The 15,910-nt window shown below is 63.7% G+C and carries 5 protein-coding genes and 1 pseudogene; 5 read left to right on the forward strand and 1 reads right to left on the reverse strand.

The genetic code is table 11. The features are described 5' to 3' along the window. Positions 1-164 precede the first annotated feature (164 nt). The 4 genes from B7Z66_09490 (at position 165) to B7Z66_09505 (ending at position 6,655) form a co-directional block, all read left to right on the forward strand. On the forward strand, positions 165-1,310 hold the full coding sequence (locus B7Z66_09490) for a carbamoyl-phosphate synthase small subunit (GenBank protein ID OYV76295.1): 1,146 nt from the start codon (positions 165-167) through the stop codon (positions 1,308-1,310). Positions 1,311-1,510: 200 nt separating this feature from the next. Next, complete coding sequence (carB, locus tag B7Z66_09495; protein OYV76296.1) at positions 1,511-4,735, forward strand: carbamoyl phosphate synthase large subunit; 3,225 nt, start codon at positions 1,511-1,513, stop codon at positions 4,733-4,735. Continuing rightward, entirely contained in the window at positions 4,732-5,208 is a 477-nt protein-coding gene (locus B7Z66_09500) for a transcription elongation factor GreA (protein ID OYV76297.1), read from the forward strand. Before carB ends, B7Z66_09500 begins: the two co-directional genes overlap by 4 nt. Before the next feature lie 67 nt (positions 5,209-5,275). Next, entirely contained in the window at positions 5,276-6,655 is a 1,380-nt protein-coding gene (locus tag B7Z66_09505) for a hypothetical protein (protein ID OYV76298.1), read from the forward strand. Positions 6,656-6,813: 158 nt separating this feature from the next. Here the strand turns inward: B7Z66_09505 and B7Z66_09510 are convergent. Beyond that, a pseudogene (locus tag B7Z66_09510) lies at positions 6,814-7,221 on the reverse strand (IS630 family transposase). Between the two features lie 506 nt (positions 7,222-7,727). Between B7Z66_09510 and B7Z66_09515 the strand changes: the two are divergent. Next, positions 7,728-15,377 (forward strand): hypothetical protein, encoded by a 7,650-nt coding sequence (locus tag B7Z66_09515; protein OYV76299.1) that lies wholly within the window; start codon positions 7,728-7,730, stop codon positions 15,375-15,377. Positions 15,378-15,910: the final 533 nt, after the last annotated feature.

Here is a 15,910-nt window from a genome sequence, read left to right on the forward strand (position 1 = left end):
ACTCATGGGAGCGGGAAGGGATCTGAGGCCTCTTCCCGCTGTGCGCGTCTGCGCGCAGCGTTTGCTGCCGCAGGTCCGTCCAGCAGGCAGCGGAAGATCCACGAGCGGCAGGGCTGTTCTGCGGGACGCGCGCCCTTCGGGACCGGCTCATTGGAGGAGGCACTTTGCGTACCCCGGCCCTACTGGCTTTGGAAGACGGCAGTCTGTTCCGCGGTGAGGCCATCGGCAGCCCGGGTCAGACCGTCGGCGAGGTGGTGTTCAACACCGCCATGTCCGGGTACCAGGAGATCCTTACCGACCCTTCCTATTGCCGCCAGATCGTTACCCTGACCTGCCCGCATATCGGCAACGTGGGCACGAACCCGGCCGACGAGGAATCGGGGACGGTGTATGCCAGCGGCCTGGTGGTGCGGGATTTGCCGGCGCGGGCCAGCAGCTGGCGCAGCACCCGGGCGTTGGGCGATTACCTGCGCGATCACGGCATCGTCGCGATCGCCGGCATCGACACCCGTCGCCTGACCCGGTTGCTGCGCGAGAAGGGTGCGCTGAACGGCTGCATCCAGGCCGGCGACGGACTGGACCCGGACGCGGCTCACGCGGCGGCGCGGGCATTCCCGGGGCTCAAGGGCATGGACTTGGCCCGGGTGGTGACGACCCGCGACCCCTATACCTGGACCCAGGGGACTTGGCGGATCGAGAGTGACCTGCCGGCGGCCCAGGATCCCGACGCGGAAGCCTTGCCGTACCACGTCGTGGCGGTGGACTACGGCACCAAGCGCAATATCCTGCGGGTCTTGGTGGACCACGGTTGCCGGCTCTCGGTAGTGGGGGCGCAGACCCCGGCCCGGGACATACTGGCCCTGAATCCGGACGGGGTGTTTCTCTCCAACGGTCCCGGCGATCCGGAGCCATGCGGCTACGCAATCGAGGCCATCCGCGCATTGGTGGACACGGGTATCCCGGTGTTCGGTATCTGTCTCGGGCACCAGCTCCTGGGACTGGCCTGCGGCGCGCGCACCGCGAAGATGAAATTCGGCCACCACGGTGCCAACCACCCGGTGCTGGATCTGGATACCGGACGGGTCATGATCAGCAGCCAGAACCACGGGTTCACGGTGGACGAGGCGACGCTGCCGCCGGTCCTGCGTCCCACCCACCGTTCCCTGTTCGATGGGTCGTTGCAGGGCATGCACCACACCACGCGTCCGGTGTTCAGCTTCCAGGGACACCCGGAAGCGAGCCCCGGACCCCACGACGTGGCGCCGCTGTTCGGTCACTTCATCGAGCTGATGCATGGGCGCGCCGGATGAGCCGCGCGCGGAGGCACCATGATGCGGATGCCGGAACAGACCCCGGGGTGCTGCGCGGGCCGGCACCTTGCCGCCGCGCCGGAGCCCTACGGACCCGGTGGTCCGGGCACGGTACCGACGAAGGCTGGGTGGGGCGGCGCGGATGTCACCGCCTTGCCGCGATCGTGCTTCGTTTTCAACGCCTGAATCTGGTTTAGCGCATGCCGAAACGCACCGACATCAAGAGCGTCCTGATCATCGGGGCAGGGCCTATCGTCATCGGGCAGGCCTGCGAATTCGACTACTCCGGGGTGCAGGCCTGCCGCGCCCTGCGGGAGGAGGGTTACCGGGTCATCCTGGTGAACTCCAATCCGGCCACCGTCATGACCGATTCGGAGTCCGCCGACGCGGTCTACATCGAGCCGATTCGCTGGCCGGTGGTGGCGCGCATCATCGAGCTGGAACGCCCCGACGCACTGTTGCCCACCATGGGCGGGCAAACGGCCCTCAACTGCGCCCTGGACCTGGTGCGGGAAGGGGTGCTGGAGCGCTACGGTGTGGAGATGATCGGGGCGAGCCGCGCGGCCATCGACATGGCCGAGGACCGGGAGCTGTTTCGCCGCGCCATGATCGAAATTGGGCTCGAAGTGCCGCGCGCGGCGCTCGCGCACAGTATGGAAGAGGCGATGCAGTTGCAGGCCCAGATCGGGTTCCCGACCATCATGCGCCCGTCCTTTACCCTCGGCGGCAGCGGCGGCGGCGTGGCCTACAACCGCGAGGAGTTCGTGGAGATCTGCGAGCGCGGGCTGGACCTGTCGCCCACCCACGAAGTGCTGCTGGAGCAATCGGTGCTGGGTTGGAAGGAATTCGAGATGGAGGTGGTGCGCGACCACAAGGACAACTGCATCATCGTGTGTTCCATCGAGAACCTGGACCCCATGGGGGTGCACACCGGGGACTCCATTACCGTGGCGCCGGCGCAGACCCTCACTGACAAGGAATTCCAGCGCATGCGCGATGCCTCCATCGCGGTGCTGCGCAAGATCGGGGTGGATACCGGCGGGTCCAACGTGCAGTTCGCGATCAGTCCGGAGACCGGACGCATGTTGGTGATCGAGATGAACCCGCGGGTATCGCGTTCCTCGGCCCTCGCATCCAAGGCCACTGGCTTTCCGATCGCCAAGGTGGCGGCCAAGCTGGCGGTGGGCTACAGCCTGGATGAACTGCGCAACGAGATCACCGGGGGCGCCACCCCGGCCTCCTTCGAGCCCACCATCGATTACGTCGTCACCAAGGTCCCGCGTTTCGCCTTCGAGAAGTTCCCTCGGGCCAAACCCCGACTTACCACCCAGATGAAGTCGGTGGGCGAGGTGATGGCCATCGGGCGCACCTTCCAGGAGTCGCTGCAGAAGGCGCTGCGCGGGCTGGAAATCGGGATCGACGGATTCGACGAACGCATCGTTGCTCAGGATCCGGAGGAGGTGAAGGCGAAGCTGCGCCAGGAGTTGCACGAGCCGGGGCCGGACCGGATCCTGTATGTCGCAGACGCGTTCCGCGCTGGCTGGACCTTGGACGAGGTCCATGGACTCAGCGCCATCGACCCGTGGTTCCTGACGGAGATCGAAGAGTTGATCGCGCTGGAGGGTGAGCTGCGCGGCCAGCGCCTGGAAGACCTTGACCGCGATCGCCTCTACGACCTGAAACGCCGCGGGTTCTCGGACCGGCGTTTGGCCCGGCTCCTGGACACCCGCGAAGATGCACTGCGCGAACGGCGTCACGCCCTCGGCGTGCGCCCGGTATATAAACGCGTGGATACCTGTGCCGCGGAGTTCGCCACCAGCACCGCGTATCTGTATTCCACCTACGAGGAGGAGTGCGAGGCGGCCCCCAGCGGGCGGGACAAGATCCTGGTGCTGGGCGGCGGACCGAACCGGATCGGGCAGGGCATCGAGTTCGACTACTGCTGTGTGCATGCCGCGCTGGCGCTGCGCGAAGACGGTTACGAGACCATCATGGTCAACTGCAACCCGGAGACCGTATCCACTGACTACGACACCTCCGACCGCCTGTATTTCGAGCCCCTTACCCTGGAAGATGTGCTGGAGATCATCCACAAGGAACAACCCAAGGGGGTGATCGTCCAGTACGGCGGCCAGACGCCGCTGCAGCTTGCGCGCGCCCTGGAGGCCAACGGCGCGCCGATCATCGGCACCTCGCCGGACTCCATTGATCTCGCGGAAGACCGCGAGCGTTTCCAGCGGCTGCTGCACAAGCTCGAGCTGCGCCAACCGCCCAACCGTACCGCGCGCAGCATCGAGGATGCGGTGCGTCTGGCGGGAGAGATCGGTTATCCATTGGTGGTCCGGCCGTCCTACGTGCTGGGCGGGCGCGCCATGGAGATCGTCTACGTGGAAGAGGACCTGCGGCGCTACATGCGCGATGCGGTCCAGGTCTCCCACGAGTGCCCGGTGCTGTTGGACCGCTTTTTGTCCGACGCGGTGGAAGTGGACGTGGATGCCATGTGCGACGGGGTCGACGTCGTCATCGGCGGGATCATGGAGCACATCGAACAGGCGGGGGTCCATTCCGGAGATTCCGCCTGCTCCTTGCCGCCCTATTCCCTGGATATCGCGGTGCAGGACCGCATGCGCGAGCAGGTTGTGCAGCTCGCCCGTGAACTCAAGGTGGTCGGGTTGATGAATACCCAGTTTGCCATCCAGGAGGGAGAGGTATATATCCTGGAGGTCAATCCCCGGGCCTCGCGCACCGTGCCGTTCGTCTCCAAGGCCACCGGGCTGGCTCTTGCGAAGATTGGCGCGCGCTGTATGGTGGGGCGTACGCTGTCCGAACAGGGTGTGACGGGGGAAATCGTGCCGCGCTTCTTCTCCGTCAAGGAAGCGGTGTTTCCGTTCATCAAGTTTCCGGGCGTGGACCCGCTGCTCGGTCCGGAGATGAAATCCACCGGAGAGGTGATGGGTATAGGCACCAGCTTCGGCGAGGCGTTCGCGAAGGCACAACTCGCCGCAGGCGTGGATCTACCGCGCACCGGGCGGGTATTTGTCAGCCTGCGCGACGCGGACAAGCCCGGGGTCGTTGACCTGGGACGGTGTCTCGTCGCCCACGGGCTGGAGATCCATGCCACGCGCGGGACCGCGCAGGTGCTGGAACAGGCCGGCATCGTTTGCACTCGGGTCAACAAAGTCACCGAGGGACGCCCTCACATCGTGGACATGATCAAGAACGACGAGATCAGCCTCATCATCAACACCACCGAGGGCAAGCAGGCGATCGCCGACTCCTACCAGATCCGGCGCGAGGCCTTGCAGCACAAGGTGAGCTATACCACTACCCTGGCGGGCGCCCGCGCGACGTGCCTGGCGCTCGGGTACCTGGATGTGGACAATGTCAACCGCCTGCAGGAACTACACCGGGAGGCGAGCTTATGAACAAGGTGCCATTGACGGTGCGCGGCGCGCAGCGCATGCGCGAGGAGCTTCAGCGACTGAAAAGCGTGGAGCGGCCCCAGGTGATCAACGCCATCAGCGAGGCCCGCGCCCACGGCGACCTCAAGGAAAACGCGGAGTACCACGCGGCGCGTGAGCAACAGAGTTTCATCGAAGGGCGTATCGCCGACCTGGAGTCGAAGTTGTCGCACGCCCAGATCATCGACCTGTCCACCGTCAACCCAAATGGCAAGGTTGTGTTCGGTGCCACGGTGTGTCTGATGGAGTCGGGCTGCGATGTCGAAGTCCGTTACCAGATCGTCGGGGAGGACGAGGCGGATATCCAGTACGGCATGATCTCGGTGACCTCGCCCATCGCGCGCGCGCTGATCGGACGCGAGGCGGGCGACGTGGCCACGGTGCATGCGCCGGGTGGTGTGAAGGAATTTGAAATCCTGGAAGTGACGTACGTCTGAACCACCCCGCGCTGGCGCCACCGGCCGGCAGCGTGATATCCCACCGAGTAGAGGTACGGCAACAGGTATGGAGCCGGCAGCGGACGGATCTCCACGGACCTTGCGGCGGGTGCCGGGCCCACGTGGGTGGCCGCTGCTTGGCGTGCTGCCGCAACTGCGCCGCGATCCCCTCGCATTTCTGACTCAGGCCGCCGCCCGCCACGGAGACGTGGTGAAGCTGCGGCTCGGTCCCCGGCGCGCGCTGCTGGTGACCGGACCGGAGTTGATCCACCGGGTCCTCCACAACAGCGAAGGGCGTTACGGCAAGGCGGCGTTTTACGACAAGCTGGTGCCGGTGATCGGCCACGGCCTGGTGACCAGCGATGGCCCGTTCTGGCGCCGCCAGCGTCGTCTGGTACAGCCTGCCTTCCAGCGTGGACGCCTGGCGGAACTCTGCGCACTGGTGTGCGCTGTCGCGGGCGAGCGGGTGGCGGCCTGGGCCGATATCGCGCGCCGCGGCGCGGCCCTCTCCATGCACCGCGAGACCATGGCGCTCACTTTGGAGATGGCGGTGCGCGCCTTCTTCGGCACCGGCCTGGGCGGCGATGCGGAAGTCGTGCGCGCGGCTGTCGCCGAACTCCAGCTCGGCATCAACCGCCGAATGTGGGCCGTGACCGGACTGGGCGCGCGTCTGCCGACCGCCGCCAATCGGCGCTTTCGGGCCGCCTGCGCGGCACTCGACCGCATCGTCTACCGGGTGATAGGGGAGGGGCGCGCGGGCGCGGCGCAGGGCGGCGCGCTGCTCGCCATGCTCCTCGATGCTCGCGATGAGGACACCGGAGAGGGGATGAGTGATCGCGAACTGCGCGACGAAGTTATGACCCTGCTGCTCGCTGGACACGAGACCAGCGCGACCGTACTGGCGTGGACGTGGTACCGGCTGGCGCGCCATCCGGAGTGGGCGCAGCGCGTGGCGCGAGAGGCGCGTGAGGTGCTGGGGGAGCGCGACCCGGTGTATGACGACTTGTCCCGATTGCCAGTGACCCGGATGGTGCTGGAAGAGACCATGCGCCTGTACCCGCCCGCGTGGTTCCTGGCGCGCACCGCTGTGGAGGACGACACCCTGGCCGGCATCCGGGTGCCGGCGGGTACCACCATCCTGCTCAGCCCCTACGTCACCCACCGGCATCCCGAGCACTGGGAAGCGCCGAACGAATTTCGTCCCGAGCGCTTCGATCCACAGCGCGCCGTGGAGCGTCCCCGCTACCGTTATTTTCCCTTCGGAGCTGGGCCACGGCGTTGTGTCGGTGAGGCCTTCGCCATGATGGAGATGCAGTTCGCGGTGGCCATGGCCGCGCGCCGCCTGCGCTTTGCCGCGGCCTCCGGCGGTGCGGTGACGCCGATGGCCCTGGTGACCCTGCGTCCGCGCGAGGAGATCCGCCTGCGCCCGGCACTGCGGGAAGACTGATAACGCCGCCAGCCTGCTTGATGGCATATGCGTGCGGGTTTCGCACAATAACCTAGCGTCTCCAGCGGGTTCACTTTGCGTTGCCCACGCGCGACACATTTGGATCTTGGCGTCCATCGGATCGCCCGCCATGGACCCCGTCTAAATGAGGCATACGCTTTCGGAATCTGTCGCAGCAGGTCGACGAACAGATCCCCATTCAGGCGACCACTGTGGGTGGCGAACCAGAAGCCGCCTTTGCTGTTGACTGCCGAGGCCGCGTTAATCCCCTGGCGCTGCCCGGGCACCGACAGCACTGGCGTGTGTCCCTTGGCGGCCCAGGTCTGGCCCTGCACCGCATCGGCGCGAAAGCCCGATTCACCCCAGAAGTAGATTTCGGCCTTTTCGCGCTTGGTCTGGCGAACAATGGCGGGAGAGGTTTTCCGCTCGAACGAAGCTGCCACGTCAGCAGGTGGATCGCCTTCGTTCATGCGCTCCAGGGCCACCAGGCGCATCTCTTCCAGCGCCGCCCGCGATACCGTGCGTCCGTCTCGCTTAATGTCGCATTGGGCACCGGAAGGTGGCATGTTGTCCCCTAATTTGCTGACCTATGAGTAGGCACATCCGCAACATCGTGCATGCATCACGGTTGCAACGCGGTCTAGTGGTAGTGGCAAGCAATGTTTGATAAACCACCAGCGTTTCAGTCCTCTAGAAACTCTGTCCATTGATCGAAACTGGCCGAGACAGATGACACGCACCGTTAGTGCGTACCTTGGTACGTAGTAGAGTGCGAGGCGCCACTGTCATTGAGCTGGTTCGATGTCCGTGTCGATGGTCGCTTGACATCCGTCCGGGTCCGCGGATAGGCTCTGGCCACAAGCGTGACAGAGCCGAATGATCGGCCACCGGTACCAGGGAGGTACCCATCCTAGCGCCACGGTAGCGCCAACGAGTTGGACGGCGTGCCGGGCGCTTCATAAATCGCAACGACCGTGCATAGACAGGGACGCTGAGTATCGCGGCGGCTTCGGCGTGATACTTTGATTTGCCGCGATAGCGGCTGAATTGGCCACCTACGGAAGGGGGCGCCATGGGGATCCGTTGCAGAAGGTCCGAGACCGCACGCCGGTCGGCGTGCGCCGTATTGCTTTTTGTCCTTGTATTTCCCTGTCTGCTGAGTGCCGACGCAGACGCACCCGGTGCTTATACCCCGGCGCTTTGGGTATCGGCCGGCGATGTGCTTGTGAAACGCTCTGCGCTGGGCGGCGAGACGCTACTCGAAATTCCGGTGATCGGGAAAGCTGGCGCCCTGGCGGTGAATCACACTAGCGGCGCCGTTTGGGTCTACGCGCACGACGGTCTGCAGGTCTATGAGCCAGACGGCAGTCTGCGATTCAGTGTTGCGGCCCCCTTCGGAGGTGTCGAAGGCGACGAGGATGGGAAATTCGTCACCTTGGTGGTGGACGGCGCCTCGGGAACCGCATGGCTGGGAAGCCGGTATGGGTTGCTGCGTTTGGACGCAGAAGGGCGGGCTCAAGGCCGGATACGCCTATCTGCAAAGTTGCTGGACGCCGCCCTGGACCGTGCCGACTCGCAACTCTGGGTGCTGGAGCGCGGCGGCCTAGAGATTTTCAATTCGGATGGGACCCTGCTACGGCGCATTGCGCTCCCACGCAAGTCAAAACCTCTGGCGCTGAGCTTTGATGATCATCAGCGTACGGCGTGGGTGACGTTTAAAGGGGAATTGCGCCGTTATGACCGCAGCGGACAAGTCGTCCTGCAGGTCGCGTTGCCTCGGGGGTTGGATCGCCGCTTGGCTGCCGATGAGGCAGGCGGTGCGTGGTTGGCGGGCGCGCGTCAACTGGCGCACGTAGACGCCCGAGGACAGGTGTCGTTCAGCTTGCGTCCGTTCTCGGGCGAGGAAGGGGGCGGGGGGATCACCGCGATCGCAGCCGATCCAGCGGATGCGTCTCTATGGGTGGCCAATGAGCGGCAACTGCGCCGCTACGCGGTCGACAGCCGGCTGCTGGCCCACATCACGCGCATCGGGCATCCTGAGGTCGACGAAGATGACGGTGAGATCCGTCACCTGGCGCTCTACGCGGACGTCGATCCCCCGGAGTTGAGTCTGAGCCGCCCGACGCAGGGGAGCTACGTCGACACCGCCACACCTCGCATCGAACTGGGTTATCGCGATACCGGATCCGGCGTCGCCCCGGATAGCGTCAAGCTCGCCATAGACGGCCAATCGGTACTCGCCCGCTGCACGCCCCGGCCCGCGGGTGCATCCGGCGCCCGGTCCATGGGGGCTCAATGTACGCCCACGTCGGTGTTTCCCGAAGGACCCCTCACGCTCACCGCAACGGTAGCGGACCACGCCGGAAACGTCTCCGAAGTCGTGTCTGTACGCTTCACCGTGGATACCGTCCCGCCGGCGATCACCCTGAATCAGCCCGGACCGGGCGCGTTTACCAACCAATCCACCCTGCGGGTGGACGGGGTCTTAAGCGAGACCGCACGCTTGACCCTGAACGGCGCGCGGGTCGCGGTAGCACCCGACCATGGGTTCACCGCGCGAGTCCCGCTCACGGCAGGAACCAACCCCCTCACGCTGATCGCCACCGACCTGGCGGGTAACCGTACCACGCTCACCCGCATCGTCACCCTGGATACCGTTCACCCGTTGCCCGCGCAGGTTGGGTTAATCACCGTGAGTGGTCTGACGGACGGAATCGTGACCGTTACCGGCCGGCCTGGAAGCGTGGAACCCCGGGTCGGTGTCATGATCACCAACCCCCGTACCGCGCAGTCCGTGACGGTGACAGCCGCTGCGGACGGCGGCTTCGCAGCGCATATCGGCGCGCAATCCGGGGACACCCTACAGGTGGTGTTGACGGATGCCGCGGGTAATGCGAGCACGATGCGGGACGTGTTCGCCGGTAACCAGCCACCGGTGTTGTCCGCGATCGCGGATCGCAGCGTGACGCCGGGTACGACACTCACCTTCACGCTGCATGCCACGGACGCGGATGGCGATGCCGTGCGTTACGGGGTGTCGCCGCTGCCCCTGCCAGCCCACGCGACCCTCGATGCCGTCACCGGGGTATTCAGATTCCGGCCCGATGGGGGTCAGTCCGGAGGTCTGGAGCTGAGCTTCTATGCAACCGACGGGATGGCGGTCATGCGCCAGACGGTGCGTATCACGGTGGGCTCGGTGGACCTGGGGGCACCCACGGCCGTTACGGGCGCCGTGCTGGATGCCAACGCCGCCGCCGCGGGACAGGCGGTCCCCATCGCCGGTGCCGCGGTCGCGATCCTCGGTACCGCGCTCGTCACACACACGGACGCGGACGGGCGTTTCACGCTCAGCGGCCTGCCCACCGGGGATCAGGTCCTGGCCTTCGACGGCATCGCCGCGAGCCCCGCTCCCGGCGGCGGGACCTATGCGGGATTTCGCAGGCACTTCGATCCCGTAGCGCACGCCATCAACCGCCTGGATCGGCCGGTTTACTTGCCACGGATCGATGCCGGCAGCATCACCCCGGTCACCGGGGGTGCGACGACGGTCGTGACGAACGCAAGGTTGGGGGTGACCCTGACGGTGTCCGCCGGTGCGGCCGTGAACCCGGACGGCACGCCCTACACCGGAACCCTATCGATCAGCGAAGTGCCGCGTGGTTTCGCTCCGGCGACGCTGCCGGATACGGTGGATCCCGGGCTGCTGGTGACCTTGCAGCCGGTAGGCGTGCGCTTCACGACACCGGGGGCATTGAGCTTTCCGAACATCGACCACTTGGCGCCGGGCAAGGAAGTGGATCTGTGGTCGGTGAACCCGGATACCGGCGTATTCAGCATCGTCGGTACCAACCGGGTGTCTGCCGATGGCCAGCGCCTGGAGACCGTCTCCGGGGGCGTGCGCGCCACGGACTGGTACGGACCGCTGCCGCCGGTCGGGCGTGGTAGCGGCGACACCGGTGAGGGTCCCAGCCCCGACCGCTGCCCCTGCAACCAAGACAGCTCGCCCTCCGGCTCGCGGGTCCTGTCAAAGAGTGGTGCGCTGTTGGCCAGTCTTTCCGTGCCGGGCTACGTGTCGCTGGGTCGCTCGAGCCAGCCGACACTGGTGTACGACAGCGCACGCGCCGACCCGCGCCCGGTCCTGCCCTTCGACCTCACGCTCCTGGCACGTGCCGGGGTGCCTCCCGCCGCCTCCTACGGGGTCTCTGTGGGAGGGGTGCAACAGGGTCCCGAGACGTTTGTATCCACCGCGGGCCTTCGCGGGAATATCGATGAGACCCTGCGCGGCGCCGTTGATCTTCCCGCCGGGGCGTTACCAACGGGCGGCTATCCCTACCAAATCCGTCTTACCAGCAACTACGCGAGTTCTCGGATCTCTTCCAACCTGAGTGGATCCGTGGCGGTTGTCAACGGGCGCAGCAGCCCGTTCGGCGCCGGGTGGGGATTGCGTGGGCTGGAGCGCCTGTATATCGCCGTGGACGGAAGCGTACTGCTGAGCGGCGGGAATGGGGACCGTGTTCGGTTCACCACCGAAGCGGGCGGCGGTGCGTTGGTATCGCCGTCCGGAGACTACTCGGTGCTGGAACACAAGTCCGACGGCACCTATGGGCGCACGCTCAAAGACGGGACCCGCCTCGAATTCGACCCCCGAGGTATGGAAACCCGCAGCGTAGACCGCAACGGAAACGTCACCCGCTATGCGTACGATGTCCAACGGCGGCTGATCACCATCACCGATCCGGTAGGCCAAGTGACGCGCCTGGACTATGCCTCAGGGAAACTCGACCGCCTTAGCGACCCGGCCGGTCGTACCACCACCTTCACCCACGACGGCGACGGCAATCTGACCGGGGTCACTTTCCCTGATGGAAGCCAACGTGGCTTCGGTTACGACGCGCACCACCGGTTGCTCACCGAAACCGATGCCCGTGGCTTCGTTACCCGCCACCGTTACGATGTTTTAGGTCGGTTGGTGCGTGCGACCCTGCCGGACGGCGCGGTCCGCAGCGCCAGCACGAACCAGGCTACGGGCTGGGTGGACCCCGCGAGCGGCACGGGCAGCGCGAGCGTGCCTGCGCCCGTGGTACGTCCACCGGCGGCAGCACACAGCACCTACATCGACGGCGAGGGTCGTACCCGCAGCGTTCAGCTGAACCGCCTGGGACAGGCGACGGCCATCACCGATCCCGCCGGGATCGTAACCAACGTACGGCGGGACCCAGAGGGGAACCCGTTGCAGATCGTAACCCCCGCCAGCACGACCAGCGTTACCTATGATGGGCGCGGAAACCCCTTGCTGATTGCAGATAGCTCGATCGGCATCACCACTTTTCAGTACGAACCACTATTCAACCAGATCACGAAGATCACCGATGGTCTCAATAACATCACCACGATGACTTACGACGCCCATGGGAATCTGACCGGACTCACGAGCCCCGAGAACCGGACGATCCAGATGGCCTATGGCGGACGCGGCCTACGTACGAGTCTGATCGACACCCTTGGCACGCCGACGCAGTTTGTCTACGACCCCAGCGGCAACCTGATCGAGGTGATCAATGGCAGTGGCGCTGACCAGCGCAACACCCAGCTGCGCTACACCCCGGCTGGAGACATCGACATGATCACCGACGCCGCGGGTCAGCGCATGCGCTTTGACTATGACCTCATGGGCAGGGTCATCGCCCAAACGTTTCCGGACGGACGCCAAGTCAACTACCGCTACGACGCATCCGGCAACCTCGCGTCGTTGACACCACCGGGGCGTCCGGTACATCGCTACGACTATACTCCAGTGGATCAACAATCCGTTTACACGCCACCGGATGTAGGTCAGGGCGACCCGGCCATGCGGTTACGCTACAACAAGGCCCAACAGCTCACGCAGATCCTGCGCCCCGACGGGCGCGGTGCGGATCTCGCCTACGACAGCGGCGGCCGGCTGGTTTCAGAAAGCATTCCCAGGGGGCAGTACCGATATGCGTATAGCACCACGAATTTTCGTGGCAACCCGACCGGACAACTGAGTCGCGTTACGGCTCCAGATGGAAACATCCTCGACTATTTTTATCAAGGCGACCGGTTGCGCGCCTACGAATGGACCGGTCCGGTCGCTGGCAACGTGAATTGGACTTACGACCAGGCGGGCCGGATCAGTGCGCAACGGGTAAACGACGATCTGGTGTACCTCACCTACGACCGCGACGGGCAGCTTGTTCAGGCGGGGAATCTGAATATTCAGCGCGATCCCAGAAGCGGATTGGTGTCAGGTACCGCCTTAGGCGTCCTGCATTCGAGTTCGGGCTACAACGAATTTGGAGAACTTGTGACGAGCGCCGCTTCGGGGGGCAGCGTGTGGTCGATCACGGCCGATCTGGACCACGCCATCGTCGGGACTGGCCCGTTGAAGGTGGAGGGAACCATAACGGGTGTGAGCCAAGTCCAGATCAACAGCACCACGATCCCAGTACAGTCGGACGGGACGTACGCCGGCTCGGTGCCCCTGAGCGTCGGGGATAATCCGCTGGCGATCCAACTGCAGGATCTTGCAGGGGACGTGGTCTACACGGCGAATCGCAGCGTAGCGCTCCAACCCGCGACTGCTACCGGTGTCCGCGTCGCCGGGTTAGGCACCGTCGACGTCAACGGATCCGCGTATTTCCAGGATACCGCAGGCAAATTCTGGCAGATTCCGGCTGCTGGCGGTACGCCGCAACAACCGGCATGGCTGGCGACGGCATCCGCCGTGGCGGCGGCTACCAGCGGTCCCGTATATCTGCTCAAAGGTACGCAGCTTTGGGTGCACACCTCGGGGGGAGACCGGTCGGTGGCCGAGTTGAGTGGTTTTCCGATTGCGAGCGGCATTTCTATGCTCGTAGGCCCCGACGGACTGGTGTATTTTTCGGCGCAGAACCTCCTCTATCGCGTCGATAGCGCGGGGGCGGTGAACCAAGTAGCGGCCTTCGCTGCGACGGAAACGGATATGCGGTTATCCAGTTCGATTTGGGGTGTCGTGGCGGGGAGTGCGGCATCCGGAACCCTGTACCGCGTACAGGCGGACGGCACCTTCTCGCAGATCGACCAGCAGCAGGGGTTCACGCGATTCGCCGTGGACGGGAACGGACGGCTGTGTTTCGTGCTTCCGTCCCGGGCGGTTCCGCTCGTGGCCCAAGGCCTCCCATGGCGAGTCCTGGCGGCCCTGGTGCGCCCGGCGGCCGCCGCGTTTGTCCCTGGCGCCAACTTGGTGACCGCCTGTCATGTGCCGGGAAGCCCCCTGCAGAGCGTTCCCCTGACGGACACACCGAATTCGCTGCGTTTCGACACCTCGAACCGGCTCTACTACGGACGCCCCGACAATGTGGTGCGCCTAGAAGGTACGACAGAAGTTCCGCTCATTCGCCCTGCGCAGGTCCAGGGTACGTTGACCCTCTCCGGGATCATCCACAGTTTCGTTTTTAGCGAGAAGTTCGAGCGTGACGCGATTGGGCGCATCACCCGGAAAAGTGACACCGTCGGCCGCGCGCCCCGGATCTACGATTACACCTACGACCCTGCCGGACGCCTGACCAGCATAACCATCGACGGTGTGCTCAGTGCCCGTTACGCCTACGATGCCAACAGCAACCGTTTGAGCGAGACCACACCCGCAGGTGTGGTCACCGGAACCTATGACGCCCAGGATCGCCTCCTCACCTATGGGAGCGCGGCCTATACCTACAATGCCAACGGCGACCTGGAGGCCAAGACCGAGGGTGCACAGACCACGCGTTACAGCTACGATGTGCTTGGCAACCTCACCGAGGCGCTGCTTCCGGATGGTCGGCGCTTGGAGTATCTCATCGACGGGCAGAGCCGGCGCATTGGCAAGCAGATCGACGGGGTGCTGGTGCAGGGATTTTTGTACCAAGATCAACTCAACCCCGTGGCGGAGCTAAACAGTTCTGGGAAGGTCGTAGCGCGGTTTGTCTACGGCACCAAACCGAACGCGCCGGATTACATGATCAAGGGCGGGAAGGTGTACCGGATATTCAGCGATCCGCTGGGCAGTCCACGGCTGGTGGTAGAAGCGAATACCGGAGCCGTCGCTCAGGAACTGGACTACGATGCCTTCGGTAATGTGACGAAGGACACAAATCCTGGATTCCAACCGTTCGGGTTTTCCGGTGGGCTGTATGATCGGGATACCGGCTTGGTGCGCTTTGGGGCGCGGGACTATGATGCACGGGTGGGACGGTGGACGACGAAAGATCCAATTCAGTTCGCGGGAGGGGATGGGAATCTATATGGGTATGCTCTGAACAATCCGTTGTTCTGGATTGATTCATTCGGACTTGATATTACTGTCTCGTTTAATCCTAATGCGGCTGCTGGACTTGGCCATGTCGGAATTGGCGTAAATACACCTAATACAGTAGGGCAAAGACGACAACCTGGAACGAGTGATCTTCAGACAGTTTTGGGTAGAGATGTACCAGGAAGAATATCAGCTGATCCGGCCGCGCCATCAAAAATTACCATACCTACTACGTTAGCTCAAGATCGAAAGGCACAGCAATGCATCGATACCCGAGAACAGCAACAGCAAAACTATAGTTTGTACAAAAATAACTGCACCCAGTTTGTTCGGCAGTGTTTGGGCGCGGCGGGGATAAATACACCCCGTACAATTTTCCCGGAAAAACTTTTTACAAATCTGAAAAAAAACTTTGGGGGAATCCAATAGTGATTGCGTTGATAGACGGCTTTCTATCGAGCAGGCTGCTTGTTCTTTACGTCTTAGTGCTCTCCTTGGCAAGAGGACTTTTATTTCCTGATTTCAGGCATGGGGTGATATCCATTATTGTAATACAAATAATTTATCCCGCCGTTCTGTTCGCCCCGATGATAATGAAATTACATGGCGAGAATTTTTGGGGTTACTATTTTATCTGTATTTGGGGAATAATGTTAGCAGCATTAGTGGCATTGATTAGATACTATTTTTTGGCAGGAAGGGAAAATCTTGTGGATGGGCTTAGTGTGCCAATATTTATTTTTTCTTTTGCTGTTCAGGTTGGTGTGTATTCGGCTTTTGTTATCTCGTCATTTTTAGCGACTAAGATAAAGCAACTTGGTTGAGACTTGGGGAATCGATCGGGTCAGATTCGATTGATTCATAGCGCTGCAAGGTGCGGACATCGATGCCGGCAAGTTCACAGGCCGGTTTGAGCCGCGCACCGTCGGCATGGGCCTGTTCAATGTGGCCAACCAGGGTTT

It is taken from the genome of Chromatiales bacterium 21-64-14 (assembly GCA_002255365.1).
GTDB lineage: Bacteria > Pseudomonadota > Gammaproteobacteria > 21-64-14 > 21-64-14 > 21-64-14.

Excerpts from the sequence above, each read along its gene's own strand:
- carB (OYV76296.1), top strand. The coding sequence starts at position 1,511 with ATGCCGAAACGCACCGACATCAAGAGCGTCCTGATCATCGGGGCAGGG.
- B7Z66_09505 (OYV76298.1), top strand. The coding sequence starts at position 5,276 with ATGGAGCCGGCAGCGGACGGATCTCCACGGACCTTGCGGCGGGTGCCG.
- B7Z66_09500 (OYV76297.1), top strand. The coding sequence starts at position 4,732 with ATGAACAAGGTGCCATTGACGGTGCGCGGCGCGCAGCGCATGCGCGAG.
- B7Z66_09515 (OYV76299.1), top strand. The coding sequence starts at position 7,728 with ATGGGGATCCGTTGCAGAAGGTCCGAGACCGCACGCCGGTCGGCGTGC.